This window comes from Micromonospora sp. NPDC127501, assembly GCF_040302185.1.
GTDB lineage: Bacteria > Actinomycetota > Actinomycetes > Mycobacteriales > Micromonosporaceae > Micromonospora.
The window spans coordinates 332,072-351,681 of sequence record NZ_JBEORJ010000002.1; the positions used below are offsets into that span (position 1 = coordinate 332,072).

Annotated in this window: 14 protein-coding genes; 4 read left to right on the forward strand and 10 right to left on the reverse strand. The window is 71.4% G+C overall.

Annotated elements, in window-relative coordinates; genetic code table 11:
• Positions 1–45: 45 nt before the first annotated feature.
• Together purF and ABTW72_RS05550 are read right to left on the reverse strand one after the other, a co-directional pair.
• Positions 46–1,584 (reverse strand): amidophosphoribosyltransferase, encoded by a 1,539-nt coding sequence (gene purF / locus ABTW72_RS05545; protein ID WP_350854664.1) that lies wholly within the window; start codon positions 1,582–1,584, stop codon positions 46–48.
• Positions 1,585–1,752: 168 nt separating this feature from the next.
• The gene (locus ABTW72_RS05550) at positions 1,753–2,106 is read right to left on the reverse strand and encodes a sterol carrier family protein (RefSeq protein WP_350854667.1); all 354 of its coding nucleotides are present in this window, start codon (positions 2,104–2,106) and stop codon (positions 1,753–1,755) included.
• A 161-nt stretch (positions 2,107–2,267) separates the two neighbouring features.
• On the opposite strand from ABTW72_RS05550, the gene ABTW72_RS05555 reads away from it, so the two are divergent.
• Positions 2,268–4,280: a carboxypeptidase regulatory-like domain-containing protein gene (locus ABTW72_RS05555; protein ID WP_350854670.1), complete on the forward strand. Its 2,013-nt coding sequence runs from the start codon at positions 2,268–2,270 to the stop codon at positions 4,278–4,280.
• A gap of 175 nt (positions 4,281–4,455) precedes the next feature.
• Here ABTW72_RS05555 and ABTW72_RS05560 read toward each other — a convergent pair whose 3' ends face one another.
• The 4 genes from ABTW72_RS05560 to purS all read right to left on the reverse strand — a co-directional run bounded on the left by ABTW72_RS05560 (position 4,456) and on the right by purS (position 8,896).
• On the reverse strand, positions 4,456–5,211 hold the full coding sequence (locus ABTW72_RS05560; RefSeq protein ID WP_350855421.1) for a 2-phosphosulfolactate phosphatase: 756 nt from the start codon (positions 5,209–5,211) through the stop codon (positions 4,456–4,458).
• 4 nt (positions 5,212–5,215) lie between these two features.
• Positions 5,216–7,885, reverse strand: coding sequence for a phosphoribosylformylglycinamidine synthase subunit PurL (gene purL, locus ABTW72_RS05565; protein WP_350854673.1), 2,670 nt, complete (start codon positions 7,883–7,885; stop codon positions 5,216–5,218).
• Between the two features lie 67 nt (positions 7,886–7,952).
• Positions 7,953–8,636: a phosphoribosylformylglycinamidine synthase subunit PurQ gene (gene purQ / locus ABTW72_RS05570; RefSeq protein ID WP_091396055.1), complete on the reverse strand. Its 684-nt coding sequence runs from the start codon at positions 8,634–8,636 to the stop codon at positions 7,953–7,955.
• The gene (gene purS / locus ABTW72_RS05575; protein ID WP_350854676.1) at positions 8,633–8,896 is read right to left on the reverse strand and encodes a phosphoribosylformylglycinamidine synthase subunit PurS; all 264 of its coding nucleotides are present in this window, start codon (positions 8,894–8,896) and stop codon (positions 8,633–8,635) included. The genes purQ and purS overlap by 4 nt, the downstream gene beginning before the upstream one ends.
• 358 nt (positions 8,897–9,254) lie before the next feature.
• On the opposite strand from purS, the gene ABTW72_RS05580 reads away from it, so the two are divergent.
• A complete protein-coding gene (locus ABTW72_RS05580) occupies positions 9,255–9,935 on the forward strand; it encodes a S1 family peptidase (protein ID WP_350854679.1) in 681 nt (226 codons plus the stop codon).
• A gap of 24 nt (positions 9,936–9,959) precedes the next feature.
• Positions 9,960–10,523: a YbjQ family protein gene (locus ABTW72_RS05585; protein ID WP_350854682.1), complete on the forward strand. Its 564-nt coding sequence runs from the start codon at positions 9,960–9,962 to the stop codon at positions 10,521–10,523.
• A 121-nt stretch (positions 10,524–10,644) separates the two neighbouring features.
• Here the strand turns inward: ABTW72_RS05585 and purB are convergent, their stop codons facing one another.
• The 3 genes from purB to ABTW72_RS05600 all read right to left on the reverse strand — a co-directional run bounded on the left by purB (position 10,645) and on the right by ABTW72_RS05600 (position 15,579).
• Complete coding sequence (gene purB, locus ABTW72_RS05590) at positions 10,645–12,069, reverse strand: adenylosuccinate lyase (protein WP_328651494.1); 1,425 nt, start codon at positions 12,067–12,069, stop codon at positions 10,645–10,647.
• Positions 12,070–12,152: 83 nt separating this feature from the next.
• Complete coding sequence (locus ABTW72_RS05595; RefSeq protein WP_350854686.1) at positions 12,153–14,549, reverse strand: hypothetical protein; 2,397 nt, start codon at positions 14,547–14,549, stop codon at positions 12,153–12,155.
• A complete protein-coding gene (locus ABTW72_RS05600) occupies positions 14,542–15,579 on the reverse strand; it encodes a glycosyltransferase family 2 protein (protein WP_350854689.1) in 1,038 nt (345 codons plus the stop codon). The genes ABTW72_RS05595 and ABTW72_RS05600 overlap by 8 nt, the downstream gene beginning before the upstream one ends.
• Before the next feature lie 323 nt (positions 15,580–15,902).
• Between ABTW72_RS05600 and ABTW72_RS05605 the strand changes: the two genes are divergently transcribed.
• Positions 15,903–18,212 (forward strand): PKD domain-containing protein, encoded by a 2,310-nt coding sequence (locus ABTW72_RS05605; RefSeq protein WP_350854692.1) that lies wholly within the window; start codon positions 15,903–15,905, stop codon positions 18,210–18,212.
• 66 nt (positions 18,213–18,278) lie between these two features.
• Here the strand turns inward: ABTW72_RS05605 and ABTW72_RS05610 are convergent, their stop codons facing one another.
• The gene (locus ABTW72_RS05610; RefSeq protein WP_112586187.1) at positions 18,279–19,571 is read right to left on the reverse strand and encodes an acetyl-CoA C-acetyltransferase; all 1,293 of its coding nucleotides are present in this window, start codon (positions 19,569–19,571) and stop codon (positions 18,279–18,281) included.
• Positions 19,572–19,610 lie beyond the last annotated feature (39 nt).

The following is a 19,610-nucleotide window of genomic DNA, read 5'->3' on the forward strand; positions in this document are numbered from 1 at the left end:
TGGTTCTCGGTGCCGCCGGCGGTAGCCGGGCCGCGCCGGTTGGTGCTACGGGCGGTTTGCGGTAACGCCACCCGGAGTGGCGACGGACGAGCCGTTGGTGTGCGTGGCCTCCGGCGCCGAGTTGGCGACGCGTCGACCCACCCCTTCGAGCACGTGCTTGCCGATCAGGTTGCCGGCTGGCAACTCGATCGGGTACTCCCCATCGAAACACGCCCGACACAGCCTGGTCTTCGGCTGCTCGGTCGCGGCGATCAGGCCGGGAAGGGAAACGAAGCCCAGCGTGTCGGCGCCGATGGAGCGCCGGATGCCGTCGTTGTCCAACCCGTTGGCCAGCAGCTCCGCCCGGGTGGCGAAGTCGATGCCGTAGAAGCACGGCCAGCTGACCGGCGGGGAGGAGATCCGGACGTGCACCTCCAGCGCCCCTGCCTCACGCAGCATCCGCACGATGGCGCGCTGGGTGTTGCCGCGCACGATCGAGTCGTCCACGACCACCAACCGCTTGCCGCGGACGTTTTCCCGCAGCGGGTTGAGCTTGAGCCGGATGCCGAGCTGACGCAGGGTCTGCGACGGCTGGATGAAGGTGCGACCCACGTACGGGTTCTTCATCAGGCCGGCGCCGTACGTGATGCCCGACGCCTCCGCGTACCCGATGGCGGCTGGCGTGCCCGACTCGGGCACCGGGATCACCAGGTCGGCCTCGACCGGGTGTTCCTTGGCCAACTGCCGGCCGATCTGCACCCGCGCCGAGTGGACGTTGCGCCCGGCGATCGTGGCGTCCGGGCGGGCGATGTAGACGTACTCGAAGAGGCAGCCCTTCGGCTCCGGCGCGGCGAACCGGGTGGAGCGCAGCCCGTTCTCGTCGATCGCGATCAGCTCGCCCGGCTCGACCTCGCGCACCACGCTGGCGCCGACGATGTCCAGGGCGGCCGTCTCGCTGGCCACGACCCAGCCGCGCTCCAGGCGGCCGAGCACCAGCGGGCGGACGCCGTGCGGATCGCGGGCCGCGTAGAGGGTCGACTCGTCCATGAAGACGAAGCTGAACGCGCCGCGCAGTTGCGGCAGCACCTCCAGCGCGGCCGCCTCGACCGACAGATCCGGCCGGCTGGCGAGCAGCATCGTCACCAGGGAGGTGTCGTTGGTCGAACCGTCCGCGATGAGGCCGCGCTCGGCGACCTCCTTCTCCAGCTCGGCCGTGTTGACCAGGTTGCCGTTGTGGGCCAGCGCGATGGTCGTGCCGGAGGTGGTCGACCGGATCGTCGGCTGGGCGTTCTCCCAGTTGGACGCGCCGGTGGTGGAGTATCGGGCGTGCCCGATCGCCAGGTGACCGCGCAGGCTCGCCAGGGTGGGCTCGTCGAAGACCTGTGCCACCAGGCCAAGGTCCTTGTAGACCACCACGCCGGAGCCATCGCTCACCGCGATGCCCGCCGCCTCCTGGCCGCGGTGCTGCAGGGCGTAGAGGCCGAAGTAGGTCAGATTGGCAACCTCTTCGCCGGGGGCCCAGACGCCGAAGACGCCGCAGGCATCCTGGGGGCCAGGTCGTTGGGGGTCAAGGTCGTGGCTCAGCCGGCCGTCGCCTCGGGGCACCTACCGCTCCCTCATGCTGGTCTGGACCGGCCGGGCGGGGATCACTGGCGGATCCACTCTCCTCTGCCGGGACCACTGTCATCGCCTGACAGTGTACGCGAATCGACGTCAATACAGAAAGTCACGATTCCCCTGCTCAGCGTTACAGCGAGTGGGACATCCGGACGACTAGAGGGGCAGATACGCCGACAGGTCAGCGCGGTTGCCACTCATCTGGACGCGACCGTCGGTGACCGCCTCCGCCCAGCCGACCCTGCCGGTTGCCAGCTCCAACCAGGTGTTCGGGGCCATCTCGACCACGTTTGGTGGATTTCCCCTGGTGTGTCGAGGCCCCGGTACGCACTGGATCGCCCCGTATGGTGGAACGCGCACCTCCACCGATCGGCCGGGGGCGCGCTCCGCGAGGACGGTCAACAACGACCGGACCGCCTCGCGGAACACCGGCCGTTCGGGTGTACGCCCCTCGTCGAGCGCCGACAACGCGGCCGTAACGGCAGCGGACTTACTGTGCGGAGAGGACACGACGGGACGATACGACCCCCAGGCCAGACACGCGACGCTGGCCCTGGGTCGCGCTCATGCAGTCGGACAAGGCATAGTTGCCGACGGCGTATTCGTACCGTGATGATCCCCGGCCCGGCGCCCCGCCGGTCAGAGGGAAGTCAGCCCGGAAGGCGGTGGACGTGTCAACACACCGACGTGCCTGGAAGCAGCGGGCCGGTGTGGTCGTAGCGCTGGTTGCCGGCGCTCTGCTCGCCGTCCCCGCCACACCAGCCATGGCCGCAGAGGTCAGCGTTTCCCCCGGCTCGATCACCGTAAACGCCGGCAGCGACGCCACAATCACCGTGCGCGTCACTGGGGGTAACAACGACGAGTCGGCGAAGGTCAGCCTCTCCGGCCTGCCGTCCGGCGTCAGCTGCGCCAGTGGTTGCGGCGATGTCAAACTCTCCGGCGGCGGCCTGGGCAATCCGACAGGTTCGCAGCTGGTCAGGATCGCGGCCAACGACAACGCCGGCGACGCGACCGCGACCATCACGGTGGCGGTCGAGGCCGAGTCCGGCCCGGACACCGCCACCGTCTCGCTGACCGTGAAGGGCAAGGCCGCTCCGCCGCCGCCGCAGAACCAGACCGTGCGGTCGGTTTCCGGCAAGGTGGTCTCGCAGGCCGACGGCAAGGCCGTGCCGAACGCGTTCGTGGTCCTCCAGGACACCGCCGGTCACCGTTACGACGCCACGAGCGACGGCAGCGGCAACTTCCGGTTCACCGGTACGACCCAGAACCCGATCGCGCCCGGACGGATCGACCTGGGCGCGTCGTTCGACAACATCAAAGCGTTCAAGGTTTTGAACGCCGCCGCCGGGCAGGCCGTCACCGGGCAACGGCTCAGCCTCGCGCTCAAGGTGGAGGCGACGCCCAGCGCCACCCCGTCCGCCACCCCCGAGGCGACCCCCACCGAGGAGGCGACCGAGGAGGGCACCGCGGAGGAGCCCACCGAGGAGGCCAGCCAGGGTGCTCCGGCGAACGCCGCCAACAGCGAGGACGGCGGCGGCTTCAGCTCGTACCTGATCATCCTGCTCGGTGGTCTCCTGGTCGCCGCCGGTGTCGGCACGATCGTGCTGCTCTGGATGAAGCGCAGGGAGAACGGCGACGACGACGCTCCGGCAGCTGCCGGTGGCGGCGGAGTGGTGCCGCCATCGCGCGGCGGGTTCCGCGGTCCCGACGACCAGACCCGGGTGGTCGGCGGTCGTCCCGGTGGTGGAGCGGACCCGACAATGGTCGGCGGCGCGGCGCTGAGCGAGGCGCCGACGATGATGCACCGACCGGTGGTCGACGACGTTCCGCCAGACCCGTACGGCGCGCCTGCCCAGGCGTACGGCGGCGCGGGTCAGCAGGGCTGGGGCGGCGTCGGCTACGGCGAGGAGCCAGCGTCCGCCGGGTACGGTGCCGGCGGCTACGGCAACGCTCCCGCCTCCGGTGGCGGCTACGGCGCTCCGGCCGGCCCGGAGGGCGGGTACGGCGCCGGTGCGGCCGGTGACGGTTACGGTGCCGGTTACGGCAATGCTCCGGCCTCCGGTGCCGGCTACGGGAACGCCCCGGCCTCCGGTGGCGGCTACGGCGGTCGTGACTACGACGCCCCGGGCGGCACCGCCGCCTACCCGCCGGCTCCCGCTGGCGGAGCGGCCTACGGCGAGCGGTTCGACGAGCCGACCGGCCGGTACACCGGCGACACCCAGTACCCGGCCCCGGCCGACCCGTACGCCACCGGCGTCTACCAGCCGGAGCAGGGGCAGGGGTACGGCCAGCCCGATCCCGCCCCGTACGGCGGTCGCACCGCCGAGCCGACCGCGGGATACGGCGCTCCGGAGGCTGGCGGGTACGACCAGGGCGGCTACGGGCAACCGGCCGGCGGATACGACCAGGGCGGCGCCTACGGCCAGGAGCCTCCGCCGCAGCGCGGTGGCGGTTACGACGACCGGGGCGGCTACGACCAGGGCGGTTACGGCCAGCCCGCCGGCGGATACGACCAGGGCGGCAACTACGGCGGCCAGGAGCCTCCGCCGCAGCGCGGTGGCGGTTACGACGACCGGGGCGGCTACGACCAGGGCGGTTACGGCCAGCCCGCCGGGCGGAACCGACCGGAGACCCCGCCGCCGACCGAGCGCGGCGGTCGCCGCCTCGACTGGCTGGACGACTGACCCCACCACAGCACACGGAAACGGCCACCCGGGAGATCCGGGTGGCCGTTTCGCTGCAAGACCCACTCGCGATCAGTGAAGTCGGGCCATCCCGAAAACCTGGACACCGCGACTTCCGGAAAGCCGAGTTGATCACAAGGCGCGGGCCGGCGCGGCGAGGCGCGGGCCGGCGCGATCAGGCGGCGGAGAAGACGCCCTGGTGGAGCACCGGGACGACGTCCGACACGCCGATCCGGACGGCGACGTCCACGTCCGCGGCGAAGCCGTTCTCGGTCAACTCCCGACCGGAGACGCTGCCGCGCACCGCGGCGTGCAGATCCGGAGTGCTCGCCAGCGCGGCGAGCGCCATGGCCGCCTCCACCGAGAGCCCACCCGGCACACCGGAGAGGGCGTCCAGCACCGAGGCGGCGCCGAGTTGGTCCTCCACCGATGGTCGCAGCGACCCGTCCGGCCACCGCTCCCCCGAGGCGATCACGCCGATCGGGGCGTCCAGCGTGCCGTACCCCTGGCGGCGCAGCCAATGGCCGACGGCGCGCGCGTTGCGCAGACACGCCGCGACCACCGGCAGGCCGGTGGCGCTGGCGGCGGCGCTGATGGCCGAGCCGTTCGGGGAGGGCAGCACGAGGTCCGCCACCACGGGTGCGCTGCTCAGCGCGGCGGGCGAGAGCGACCACGGATGTTCTGCGGTCGTCTGCCGCCGCCCGACAGCAGCGGTCGCACCGACCCGGACGGCGTACTCGGCGGCCTGCTCAGCCCAGGGGAACGGGTGCACCCGCATGCCCCGGGCGACCGCCACCTCCACGGCGGTGGTGAACGAGAGGACGTCCACCACCACCAGCGCCGCGCAGACCCGGCCGAGTTCGGCCGCCCCGGTCAGCCCCCAGTCGAACCGGGCACCCGATCCGGGTTGGCCGTAGACGGCGGCCGTCAACGCCTCAGCGCTCGTCAGGCGACGGCTCGGTGACACCGGAGTCAGACTCGGACGCCCCGTCGGGCTGTTCCGACCCGATCGGCTCGACCGCCCCGGTCTCCGGGGAAGGACCCGAGGAAGCGATCGGCTCGGAGACCACCGCCGCCGCGTCGACCGGCTCAGCCTGCGCGACCGGCAGCGGTACGGCCTCGACCGCACCCGCCACACCGGCAGCCGGCGCGGGCACCTCGACGGCCGCCGAGCCCCCGAAGAGGCGCGGCAACGTCTCGGTGTGCGCGGCGCGCAGCTCGTCCAGGCCGATCCGGAACTGGCCGTGCACCTCGAGCGCCCCACCGGACGGGTCGGTGACGCCGATCAGCTCGAACGGCACGCCCCGCTCGGCGCAGAGCGCCGCGAACGCCTTGTCGTGGCCGCGCGGCACCGAGACCAGCGCCCGCGTGGCGGACTCGCTGAACAGGTAGACGAACGGCATCGAGCCCTCGGCGAACTGCTCCGGCACCGCGACCCGGGCACCGACGCCGCGCCGCAGGCAGGACTCGACCAGGCTCTGGGCGAGACCACCGTCGGAGAGGTCGTGCGCGGAGGCCAGGTGGCCGACCCGGGCCGCCTCGGCCAGCAGCTCGGCCAGCGCCTTCTCGCGGAGAAGGTCGACCTGCGGCGGAATACCGCCGAGGTGCTCGTGCGTCACCCAGGCCCACTCCGAGCCGGACAGCTCCACGTTCGTCTCGCCGAGCAGGTAGAGCTGGTCGTGGTCGCCACCGGCGCGCGGCACGAAGCCCATCGGCACCCGGTCGGCGACGTTGTCCAGCACGCCCAGCACACCGACCACCGGGGTCGGGTGGATGGCCGCGGCACCGGTCTGGTTGTAGAAGCTGACGTTGCCGCCGGTCACCGGGATGCCCAGCTCCAGGCAGCCGTCCGCCAGGCCGCGCACGGCCTCGGCGAACTGCCACATCACGCCCGGGTCCTCCGGCGAGCCGAAGTTGAGGCAGTTGGTCACGGCGATCGGCTTCGCGCCGGTCACCGCGACGTTCCGGTACGCCTCGGCCAGGGCCAGCTTGGTGCCGTTGTACGGGTCGAGCCTGGCGTACCGGCCGTTACCGTCGACCGACAGCGCCACACCGAGACCGGTCCGCTCGTCGATCCGGATCACGCCGCCGTCCTCCGGCTGGGCGAGCACGGTGTTGCCCAGCACGTAGCGGTCGTACTGCTCGGTGACCCAGGTCTTGTCGGCCAGGTTGGGCGACGCGATCATGCGCAGCACGGTCTCCCGCAGCGCCTCCGGGTCGGCCGGGCGGGGCAGCGTCTCGGCCCGGTCGGCCTGGAGCAGGATCAGGTCGGCCGGCTCGCGCATCGGCCGGGCGTAGACCGGGCCGTCGTCGACCAGCGAACCCGGGGGCACGTCGACGACCAGGTGGTCCTGCCAGGTGATCAGCAGGCGACCCGGGCGGCCGTCCGGCTCCGGTGCGGTGACCTCACCGATCGCGGTGGCGAGGACGCCCCACTTCTCGCAGGTCTTGAGCACCGCGTCGAGCTTGTCCGGCTCGACGACCAGCAGCATCCGCTCCTGCGACTCGCTGGCGAGGATCTCGTGCGGGTCCATTGAGGGCTCGCGCAGAGGCACCCGCTCCAGCCAGACCCGCATGCCGGTGCCGGCAGCGGCGGCGGTCTCGGTGAGCGCGCAGGTCAGGCCGGCGCCGCCGAGGTCCTGGATGCCGACGACCAGCTGGCCGTCGTACAGCTCGAGGCACGCCTCGATCAGCAGCTTCTCGGTGAACGGGTCACCGACCTGCACGGCGGGTCGGCGCGCCTCGCTGCCCTCGTCGAAGGTGGCGCTGGCCAGCACCGACACACCACCGATGCCGTCCCGGCCGGTCTTGGCGCCCATCAGAACGACAACGTTGCCCGGGCCGGCGGCGGCCTTGTTCTGCAACCGGTTGACCGGCAGCACGCCCAGGCAGAGCGCGTTGAGCAGCGGGTTGCCCTGGTAGGACGGGTCGAAGACCAACTCGCCACCGATGTTGGGCAGGCCCAGGCAGTTGCCGTAGCCGCCGACGCCGGCGACCACGCCGGTGAGCACCCGGGCGGTGTCCGGGTGGTCCGCGGCACCGAAGCGCAGCGGGTCCATCACCGCGACCGGGCGGGCACCCATGGCGAGGATGTCCCGGACGATGCCGCCGACGCCGGTCGCCGCGCCCTGGTACGGCTCGACGAAGCTCGGGTGGTTGTGCGACTCGACCTTGAAGGTCACCGCCAGCTCGTCGGAGATCTGCACGACACCGGCGTTCTCACCGATGCCGGCGAGCAGCCGGTCGCTGTGCGGGGCCTTCTCGCCGAACTGGCGCAGGTGCACCTTGCTCGACTTGTAGGAGCAGTGCTCGCTCCACATGATCGAATACATCGCCAGCTCGGACTGCGTGGGCCGGCGGCCGAGGATCTGCCGGATCCGGTCGTACTCGTCGTCACGCAGGCCCAGCTCGGTGTACGGCTGAAGTTCGCCCGGGGTGCCACCGGCGCGCGGCACGGTGTCCACGCCCTCGGTCCAGACGGCGGCGGCCGGCTGGGCGGGAGCGGTCGCCGGTGCGATCGGCTGCGCCGGGCTCGGCTCGGCCGGCTGCGCCGGGGCGGAGTACGCCTCCGGTGTGTCCCGTACCGGGTCCGGATGGGTGGTCATGACCTCTCCTCGCTGCGCTCGTGCCCGCCAGACCGGCGGTTGAGCTGACCGATGATCGTGCCGCCGGTCATGCCGGCGCCCCCACCAGGTGCTTGAGGACCGACGTGAAGAAGCCGAGGCCGTCCAGCGAAGGGCCGGTGAGCGCCTCCACCGCGTGCTCGGGGTGCGGCATGATGCCGACCACGTTGCCGGCGGCGTTGGTGATCGCGGCGATGTCGCGCTGGGACCCGTTGGGGTTGCCGCCGACGTAGCGGGCGACCACCCGACCTTCGGCTTCGAGCTGGTCCAGCGTCGCGGTGTCCGCGACGTAGCAGCCCTCGCCGTTCTTGACCGGGATGAGCACCTCCTGGCCGGGCTGGAACGCGTTGGTCCACGCCGTCCCGGCCGACTCGATGCGCAGGACCTGGTCCCGGTTGCGGAAGTGCAGGTGCTGGTTGCGGGTGAGCGCGCCGGGCAGCAGGTGCGCCTCGCAGAGAATCTGGAAGCCGTTGCAGATGCCGAGCACCGGCAGACCGCCCCGGGCGGCGTCCACGATCGTCTCCATCACCGGGGCGAACCGGGCGATGGCGCCGCACCGCAGGTAGTCACCGTAGGAGAAGCCGCCGGGCAGGACGACCGCGTCGACACCGTGCAACTCCGGGTCGCCGTGCCAGAGCCGGACCGGCTCAGCGCCGGCGATCCGGACGGCCCGGGCCGCGTCCCCGTCGTCGAGCGAGCCGGGGAAGGTGACCACACCGACCCGGGCGGTCACGAGCGGGCGTCCGCAGTCTCGTCGGCCTCGACCACGCGGACGGTGAAGTCCTCGATGACCGGGTTGGCGAGCAGTTTGTCGGCAATCTCCCGAGCGCGGTCCAGGTCCGGTTCACCGGTGAACTCGATCTCGATCCGCCTGCCGATCCGAACCGAGGCGACGTCACCGACGCCGAGCCGGGGCAGCGCGTTTGCGACGGCCTGGCCCTGCGGATCAAGGATCTCGGGCTTGAGCATGACGTCGACGACGACGCGAGGCACTGGGCACTCCTGACTGTGTACGCAGTTGGGTGCCGACCCACAATGGGCGAGCGCAGCCAGCGTACCTGGCAGATATCGCCGCGGACGCACCGGCCGGGTGCAGTTCAGGCAGTGATCGACATTACTGACGCCCAGTCGGACCTGTCCGGCACGACAGGTGGCCCCAGCAGGACATATACGGCGCAGCGGGTGGCCGAATCGTTACATTGGGCAACCTCGATCAGCTCCTTGATAACGATCGTGTCGCGTCCTACTCTACATCGACGCAAGTCGATTCCGCCGGCTCCGGGAACCCCCGCCGCCCGGCACCACCCGCACCCGGCGACCCCGGGCCCGCCCCGTCCAAGGAGTCCACCCGATGCGCATCCGCCCCCTGCTCGCCGTACTCAGCACCGCGCTGGTCGGCACCCTCGGCGTCGCGTCCGCCGCGTCCGCCACCCCGCCCAGCCCGAACATCATCGGCGGCGGCACCGTCTCGTCCGCCCCCTGGGCCGCCGCGGTGCTCAGCAACGGCTCGTTCACCTGCTCCGGCAGCGTCATCGCCGCGCAGTGGGTGCTCACCGCTCGGCACTGCATCAGCGGCACCATGTCGGTGCGCGTCGGAAGCGTGAACCGCACCTCCGGCGGGGTCACCCGCACGGTCAGCGCCACCTACACCCGCAACGACCTCGCGCTCATGCGGCTCTCCAGCAGCGTCAGCACCTCCGCGGTGAGCCTGGCCAGCAGCAACCCGCCGATCAACTCGACGAACTCGATCTACGGCTGGGGCATGACCTGCTACAGCGGCTGCTCGGCGTCCACCCAGCTGAAGACCGCCACCGTCCGGGTGACCAGCAACAGCGCCACCGACGCCTACGGCGGCCAGGCGATCCGCAGCACCCGGATCAACGGCAACGCCTGGCGCGGTGACTCCGGCGGCCCGCAGTTCTACAACGGTCAGCAGGTCGGCGTCGCCTCCACCGCCGACGGGTCGAGCATCCAGAACTACGGCAGCGTTGCGTACAACCGGGCCTGGATCACCTCGGTGGCCGGTGTCTGACGGTTAGCGCCCCGCTCGGCGCGGATGGTCGGCCGCGTGCCGGCCGTCCGCGCCGCGTCGTTTTGCAGCATCCGATCAGGTGAACAATGCACACGATCGGGTCGCGCCACTCCTGACAGCATCGGAACCGTGCTGGTCGTGACGACAGAGCAACTGCCCGGCTACGAGATCCGCCAGATTCTCGGTGAGGTGGTGTCATCGATGGCCAGGACGCGCAACCCGTACCGCGAGGGTGTGAAGAACCTGCGCGGTGGCGCGTACGACCCGATGGCACCGGACAACCTGACCCGGTGGCGCACCGACTCGGTGGCCCGCCTCGGCGAGGAGGCCCTGCGGCTCGGCGCGAACGCGGTGATCGGCATGCGGTTCGACAGCCGGGACTGCGGCGAGATGTGGATGGAGATCTGCGCGTACGGGACGGCCGTGGTCGCCGTACCCAAGATGCCCGAGGTCATGCCGGCCGACCAGCCGGCGGTCGCCGCGGAGACCGCGGAGACCGCGGGCTTCACCGGGTCTCCCGGCGGCATCGCCGAACCGGCCAGCGCCCCCAACCTGAGAACCGCCGCCGAAACCCCAACCGGCGAATAACCAACTCACCCACCCGCCGGCCCCCTTCCCCTGTTGATCAAGAGGTTTCGGTCATCAGAGAGATCGACAATGACGCAAACCTCTTGATCACCCGGGTGGGGAGTGGGTGGGAGGGGTGGGGTTAGAGGATGGGGGGCGGGCTGTAGGTGGCGGCTTCGGGGTGGGCGGTCACCACAGTGGTGATGCGGCTCGTCACCGCTGCCACCTGGGCTTGGGCGGCACCGACGAAGGCGTTGCGGTCGGCGACCAGGGTGTCGATGTCGGCGCGGGACAGGCCGAGTCGGCCGTCCGCCGCCAGGCGGTCGAAGAGGTCGTTCTCCGGTGAGCCCTTCTCGCGCATCGCCAGGGCCACCGCCACCGCGTGCTCCTTGATCACCTCGTGGGCGACCTCCCGGCCGACGCCCCGCCGGACCGCCGCGACCAGGATCTTCGTGGTGGCCAGGAACGGCAGGAAGCGCTCCAGCTCCCGGTTGATCACCGCCGGGTACGAGCCGAACTCGTCGAGCACGGTGAGGAACGTCTGGAACAGCCCGTCGGCGGCGAAGAACGCGTCCGGCAGTGCCACCCGGCGGACCACCGAGCAGGACACGTCCCCCTCGTTCCACTGGTCACCGGCCAGCTCACCGACCATCGACAGGTAACCCCGGATGATCACGGCGAAGCCGTTCACCCGCTCGGAGGAACGGGTGTTCATCTTGTGCGGCATCGCGCTGGAACCGACCTGACCCGGCTTGAAGCCCTCGGTCGCCAACTCCTGGCCGACCATCAACCGGATCGTGGTGGCCAGCGACGACGGCGCGGCGGCGGTCTGGGCCAGCGCGGCCAGCACGTCGAAGTCGAGCGAGCGCGGGTAGACCTGCCCGACGCTGTCCAGCACCCGGGAGAAGCCCAGGTGCTCGGCGACCCGTCGCTCCAGCTCGGCCACCTTGTCGGCGTCGCCGTCGAAGAGGTCGAGCTGGTCGGCGGCCGTGCCGACCGGTCCCTTGATCCCCCGCAGCGGGTAGCGGGCGATCAGCTCCTCCAGCCGCTCATACGCGATCAGCAACTCCTCCGCCGCCGACGCGAAGCGCTTGCCCAGCGTGGTGGCCTGCGCCGCCACGTTGTGCGAACGGCCGGTCATGACCAGCTCGGAGTGCTCGTGAGCCAGCCAGGCCAGCCGGGCGAGGGTGGCCACCACCCGGTCGCGGATCAGCTCCAGCGAGGCGCGCACCTGGAGCTGCTCGACGTTCTCGGTGAGGTCCCGTGAGGTCATCCCCTTGTGCACGTGCTCGTGCCCGGCGAGCGCGCTGAACTCCTCGATCCGGGCCTTCACGTCGTGCCGGGTGACCCGCTCCCGCTCGGCGATCGAGGCGAGGTCGACCTGGTCGAGCACCCGCTCGTACGCCTCGACCACGCCGTCCGGCACCGGCACGCCCAGGTCGCGCTGAGCGCGGAGAACGGCGAGCCAGAGCCGCCGCTCCATCCGGACCTTCTCCTCCGGGGACCAGAGGGCGACCAGTTCAGGCGAGGCGTACCGGTTGGCCAGCACGTTGGGGATCGTCGTCACGTACCTCATTGTCCCGCACCCGCTGGTCGAGACCGGGACCGGGCCGGGGTCGACCAGCGGGACCGGGCGGGTTGGTCAGGCCGTCAGGGGCGGTTCAGCTCGTAGACGGTGACCGAGCCGGCGACCAGCCGGACCTGGGCCAGTGCGGCCAGCTCCGGCGACACCGCGCCCGCCCTGGCGTCGGCGAACAACCACCTGACCCCGTGCTCGGTACGGAGCCGGTCCAGGTCGGCCTGGGTCGGCGTGCGGAACACCCCGTCGTTGAGCGCGAGCAGCGCCGGGTCGGGGAAGTTCTGTCGGGCGTACCCGAGGTTCTCGACGCCGTGCGCGGCCACTACCGCGTCGGTGTAGCTCCAGCTCTCCACCACCGTGCGGTGCCCACCGAGGCCGGTCACCCAGAACGCACGGGCGTCGCAGTGCGGGGTGGTCCGCACCGGCTGGCAGTGCACGTTGGTGGCGACCACGTCGTCGTCGGCGGCGTTGTCGTCCAGCCACAGCGCCGCGCGCATCTCGTCGGCGGTCAGCGCGTACGGCTGCGGCCCGGTGGCCGGCACCGGCTCGGTCAACACCGAGCGGACGGTCCCGCCCACGACGACGGCGGCGCTGGCACCGAGCATCGCCGCGGTGACCCCGGCCAGGGCGATCGTCACCGCCCGCCGACGACCTTCCGAGCCCGCCGCCGAAGCCGTCGGCGGCGGGACGCGGCGCCGCCAGCGGGCGGCCACCCCGACGGCGAGCGCGGCGGCCACCGCCACGAACAGCACGTACCGGGTGGCCGAGAGACCCAGCACCCGCAGCCACCCCTCGATGGTCGAGGTGGTGGGGGTGCCGGGGCGGCTGATCCTCGGCGCGGCGAAGCCCACCACCGTGCCGGCCGTGGCGATTCCCGCCAGGGCGCCGGCCACGGCGGGCACCACCATTGCCGGCCAGGGCGCTCGGGCCTGGGCGAGCGACCAGGTGGTCAGCACGACGCCGACCGGGATGACGCCCATCCAGAAGTAGATTTGACTGATCGACGGGTGCTGGAACACCCAGGTGGTGGCGGCACCAGCCAGGACCGTGCCGGCGAGCAGCCAGACGGCCGGGTCGGCCCGCTGCCCGCCGTCGGCGAGCAGGCTCATGCCCACCCACCGGGGTGCCTGAGCCAGCACCCACCAGGCGACCACGGCGAACGCCAGCAGCCACCCGACAATGCCCCCGTCGTTGATGCCCGGTGGCAACGGGGCGCTCGGCCAGATTCCGTCACCCGTTCCGAGGGTCTCGGAGTACGGGGCGATGAAGTGCAGCAGCGCCAACGCCTGCACGCGCAGCGTGCCGGCCCCGCCACCGGCGAACAGTCGGAAGCCGAGCGCCATCGCCGCCCCGAGGCAGGCCAGCGCCACCAGGGCGGGTCGCGGGGCCTGCCGCTTCCGCCACCAGAACACGACGGCGGTGAGACCCAGGCCGGCGATCAACGGCGGCAACGCGCTGGACTTCGCCCCCGCACAGATCAGCCCGAGCACCGGAACCAGGGGCCAGGCCCGGCCGAGGGAACGCCCCCGGACCACGTCGACGATGAGCCCGGCGAGCAGCAGCAACGGCACCAGCACGTACGTCTGGGAGGGGCTGGCGTACGACAGCGGCATCTCGCCGGACGCACCCACCGGCGAGCCGAGCGTGACCCCCGCTCCGATGAAGGCGGCGAGGGCGGCCACCGGGCCGGCCCAGACGGACCCGCTCAGGTCACGGGCGAGCCCGGCTGCGAGCAGCACCGCGGTACCGACCACGGGCACCAGCCAGAGTCGCAGCAGCACCACCGCCGGTGAGATTCCGGTGATCATGCTGCCACTGGCGATGTGCGCGTCGGACAGGTAGTGATAGCGCAGCGCCTCCCCGGCGACGTGCGGCAACTCGAACGGCATCGCCCGGGTCAGCTCCTGCACCAGACCCAGGTGGTAGAGCACGTCCTGGTAGTAGCTGCCGTACACCGGAGGCAGCGGGACCATCCGCCACTGGGTGTATCCCCAGGCGAGCACCACCAGCAGCGCCGCGCCCATCCCCCAGTGCCAGGCGAGTGGCAGCGGACGGCGCTCTTCGACCCGCCAGTGCCGGCGCAGCCGGGGGACGGCGGCGAACGCGACGAGGACGGGCAGCGGCCACCATCGCAGCAGGGACTGCTGACCGGTCGCCGCGGCCAACGCCCAGGCGATGATCTCCAGCAGCAGACCGGTGGCCGCGCCGTAGCCGAGGTCCTCCGGGAGGTTGCCCCGGCTGCCGCGCAGCGCGCGGTGCACCAGGGTGCCGGGGAGCACCAGCGCGAAGACCCAGTACGCGGAGAACCGCGCGAGGTCCGGGGCGGGCACACTGCCGCGGGACCAGACCAGGAGCAGCGCGGCGATCACGAGCACCCACGGGAGCGCGCTGAGGACCGACCCGGGAACGTTCCGACCCGGCGCCGGGGCCGGGGCGTCGGATCGCTCGGCCAGTAGGAGGTCAGCCACGGACGCCGACCGCCGAATCGAGGCTCGGCGTACCGGAGACGTCACGGTTCCGGGCGAACGGCTCCGCGTCCGGGGCCTCATCCCGCGAGTCGAACCCGATGTGGAACGCGGGCCGGTTCTGCACGGTGGCGTAGATCCGGCCGACGTACTCGCCCAGCAGGCCGAGGCAGACCAGCTGCACCCCGCTGAGCAGCAGTACCGCCACGAACATCGAGGTCCAGCCGGGGATGGTGGTGCCGGAGACGTGGGCGACCATGCCGAACACGATCAGCGCGAGACAGAGCAGGAAGCTCGACATCCCCAGCCAGGTGGCCAGGCGCAGTGGCGCGGCGGAGAAGTTCGCGGTGCTCTCCCAGGCCAGGGCCACCATCCGGCGCAGCGGATACTTCGTCTCGCCGGCGGCGCGGGCCTCGCGGTCGTAGCGCACCTCGGCGCTGGGAAAGCCGAGCGACGGCACCAGCAGCCGGTAGACCGGGGAGCGTTCGGGCAACCGGCGCAGGACCTCGATCACGTCCCGGCTGAGCAACCGGAAGTCACCGGCCTGCGCGGGCAGGTCGACGCCGACGAGCCGGCGCATCGCCCAGTAGTAGCCACGGGCGCTGTTGCGCTTGAAGACAGTGTCGGTGCTGCGGTCGGCGCGAACGCCGTAGACGACATCGACCCCGTCCTCGCGGGCCACGCGGAGCATCTCGGCGATGGTCTCCGGCGGGTCCTGCAGGTCGGCGTCCAGGCTGACCACCCACTGGCCGACAGCCCGGTGCAGACCGGCGGTCAACGCCGCCTGATGGCCGCTGTTGCGCCGCAGCCGGAGCACCCGCAGCTGCGGCCAGTCCCGGCCGTGGTCGAAGAGCACCGACACGGTGTCGTCTCGGCTGCCGTCGTCGACGGCGACCACCTCGTAGTCGACGCCGAGTGCGTCGAGCACCGGCCGCAGCCGGGCGACCAGTGCCGGAATGACCGCGGTCTCATTGAACATCGGGATGACCACCGAGAGGGTGGCCGTCCGTGGAACGACGGACTCCATGGTCATACGGCCCCGTTCCGCACGCAGGAGTGATCGAATCGCGCCGGAGGCGCGGCAACGATCACCATCGCGTGGTAAACCCTCCACCAGCGGACCACCCGCTGAACGGTCCGTTAACGCCTGCTGGCGGTCACCCCGGTAAGGGATGATGTCGCGTTCAGCGCTCCAGGATGGCGGTCACGCCGTGCGGGCTATCGACTCAGGGCGGGTGCCGGTGCGCCCGATGGCCGTTTTGTCGTCCGGGGCGGTGCGCTACCAGCCGGTATCGGATCATGGTCTCCATCTGATCTCCGGCGACGCCGAATCCACCTTCTCGACAGAGGGCATGCATGCGTAGAAGATCCCTCGCCGGCCTCACCGCGATCGCGGTGACCGGCGGCACCCTGCTGGCCACCGGCGCACCCGCCCAGGCAGCCGATCCTGAGGTCCTGTACGTCAAGCAGGCCGACGCGAACTGCTCCGACCAGGGGCCCGGCTCGGCGACCGCGCCGTTCTGCACGATCGGTGCAGCAGCCGCCGTGGTGACCGCCGGCACGACGGTCCTTGTCGACGGCGGCACCTACGCCGAGCGCGTCACCATCACCCGCTCCGGCACGGTGGAGGCGCCGATCGCCTTCATCGCCAACACCCCGCGCACACGGGTGACGCTTGTCGGTCCGACCGCGGGCCTGGTCGTCGACGGCCAGCACGACATCTACATCCAGGAATTCAATGTCAGTGGGTCTGCCGATGTACCCGCCATCGATCTGCGTAACGTCTCGAACATCTTGATCTCGGGCGGCGACTTCACGATGGCGACCGTCGCGACCGCGCCCGCCATCCGACTCGCCAATGTGACGATGGCGGCGCTGGAAGCGATCATCGCCACCGGGACGGCGCTCGCCGGCGGCTTGACCATGGATGCCTCCACCAGCGACGTGATCGTTGACGACACGCTGGTGGCGACCGACCCGAAGCACGTCCCCGCCGGTGGCGGCGTGGGCATTCGAATCGACGGGCCGCGCAACACGATCGTCGGCGGCGATGTTGCCGGCTTCTCCGGAGCTGCCGTTTCGGTGGGCCCTGCCGCCTCCTCGACGGTGATCGCCAACAACCGGATCAAGGGCGGGATCGGATACGGCATCCACAACCGCGGAGCCGTCGGCACGGCCATCGCCAACAACGACATCCAGGACCGCTGCCTGGGCGGCATCCGGGTCGACGGGGCGTCGTCCCAGGTATCGGTGCAGAACAACGTGCTCCGCAACAACGGCGCCTTCAACCAGGGCTACTGCGACCCGCAGGCCCCCGAGGGAGCCGAGATCGGGGTCTACGACGCGGCTCTGAGCGGCACGGTGATCGATTACAACAACACCTGGCACCAGTCCACGTCCGCGACCGGCTACTCCTGGAACGGCACCAGGATGGGTCTCACCCAGTTCCGCACCGCCTCCGGGCAGGCCGCACACGACCGGTACACGGCGGACGTCCGGGAGAATGTCGACTCGGCGAACTCGACGGCGCCCGGCTACCAGGATCTCGACACCGAGGGAAAGCCACGCCGGGACGATCCGGCCGTGCCGAACACCGGCGCCGGCCCGATCGCGTACGCCGACCGTGGGACTGCGGAGAGCGTCAAGCACCCGGTGGCGTCCTTCGACGCCACAGTGGATCTCGGCACGAGCACGGTCAGGGTGGACGCCTCCGCCTCCACGCCGGGCTTCACCCCGATCGACATGTACGAGTTCAGCTGGGGCGACGGCACCTCCGTCACCCAGTCCACTCCGATCGCCACGCACAAGTACGCCACACCGGGCACCTATGACGTGACGGTGAGCCCCCGGGGGACCGACGGCCTGGCCGGCAGCAGCACCGAGAAGGTCAGCGTGCTGCGGCGGACCGCCTCCGTGGGTCTGCTCGCGCTCTCCACCCTCCGCTACGTCGGTGCCGTGCCCATGCGACCGAACCAGGCCGGCCTGACCGCGGCCGCGCAGTACGATCTGGCGGACGCCGGCAACGGACAGGTGGCCCTCGTCGCACGGGCCAACGGTCGATACGTCACCCAGTTGCCCAACGAGTCGCTCAACGCCGAAAGCCAGGCGGTCGGCGTCGCGGAGAAGTTCACAGTCGTCCGCAACAGTGACGGCACCGTCAGCCTCAAGGCGAGCAACAACCTGTACGCCACCGCCGACCCCAGCGGTGCTCTGACGCTGTCGGCGAGCCGGTCGACGATCAGCGCCCAGGAGAAGTTCCACCAGGTTCCGGTCGCCGACGCGAACAGGTCGCTGAAGGCCGGCGTGAACGGCCGTTTCGTGATAGCCGACGGTGCCGGTGTGAAGCCGCTGATCGCGAGCGCGGCGACCGCCGGCAGTTGGGAGCGGTTCGACTTCGCGGACCTCGGCAATGGGCAGATCGCCCTCTTCGCCCGCGCCAACAACCGCTTCGTGTCCGCCGACGGCGCAGGTGCCAAGCCGCTGATCGCGAAAGCCGCGACGGCCAGCACCTGGGAGCGGTTCACCCTGGTCCGCAGCAGCGACGGCACGGTGAGCCTCAAGGCCAGCGTCAACAACCTGTACGTCAGCGCCGACGGTGCCGGCAGCAAGCCCCTGATCGCCAACCGCTCGACCATCAGCACCTGGGAGAGGTTCATCCTCGGCTGAGCCCTACCGCACGATCGACGCCCGCCGGACCCTCGGGTCCGGCGGGCGTCGCCATGCACACTCCGCTCAGCGCTCCAGGATGGCTGTCACGCCCTGACCACCGGCGGCGCAGATGGAGATCAGCCCGCGCCCGCTGCCCCGCTCGGCCAGCAGCTTCGCCAGGGTCGCCACGATCCGTCCGCCGGTGGCGGCGAACGGATGTCCGGCGGCAAGCGACGAACCGTTGACGTTGAGCCGGTCGGTGTCGATCGCGCCCAGCGGCGCGTCCAGCCCGAGCCGGTCCTTGGCGAACTCCGGCGACTCCCAGGCGGCGAGGGTGGCCAGCACCTGCGACGCGAACGCCTCGTGGATCTCGTAGTAGTCGAAGTCCTGCAACGTCAGTCCGGCGCGGGCCAGCATCCGGGGCACCGCGTACGCGGGTGCCATCAGCAACCCCTCGTCGCCGTGCACGAAGTCCACCGCCGCCGTCTCCGACCAGCTGAACCAGGCCAGCACGGGCAGGTGGTGCGCCGCCGCCCACTCCTCGCTGGCGAGCAGCACCGTGGACGCGCCGTCGGTGAGCGGCGATGAGTTGCCGGCCGTCATGGTGGCCTGCTCAGCGTCCGGGCCGCGGGTGCCGAAGACCGGCTTCAGCGAGGCGAGCTTCTCCAGGCTGCTGTCCGGACGCAGGTTCTGATCCCGGGTGAGCCCCAGGTACGGCGTCATCAGGTCGTCGAAGAAACCCCTGTCGTACGCGGCCGCAAGGCGCTGGTGTGAGCGCAGCGCCAGCTCGTCCTGGGAGCGCCGGTCGATCTGCCAGCGCAGGGCGGTCCGGGCGGCGTGGTCGCCCATGGACAGGCCGGTACGCGGCTCGGCGTTGCGCGGGATCTCCGGCTTGAACGGCTGAAGTGGGCGCAGCTTCGCCGCGATCTTGAGCCGTTCCCCCAGCGTACGAGCCGAGTTGAGCTTGAGCAGCGTGCGGCGCATCTCCTCGTTGACGGCGAGCGGGGCGTCCGAGGTGGTGTCGACACCGCCGGCGATGCCCACGTCGAGCTGGCCGAGGGCGATCTTGTTGGCGACCAGGATGGTCGCCTCCAGGCCGGTGCCGCAGGCCTGCTGGATGTCGTACGCCGGGGTGTGGGGGTCGAGCCGGGAGCCGAGGACCACCTCGCGGGTGAGGTTGAAGTCGCGGGAGTGCTTGAGCACCGCCCCGGTGACCACCTCGCCGATGCGCTGCCCAGCCAGCCCGTAGCGGGCGATCAGGCCGTCGAGCGCCGCGCCGAGCAGGTCCGCGTTCGACGCGTCCGCGTAGCGGGCATTGGAACGGGCGAAGGGGATGCGGTTGCCCCCGATGACCGCGACCCGCCGGATGCTCTGCACGATCCGCCTCCTCGACATGTGTTGCTCGAACCCTACTCG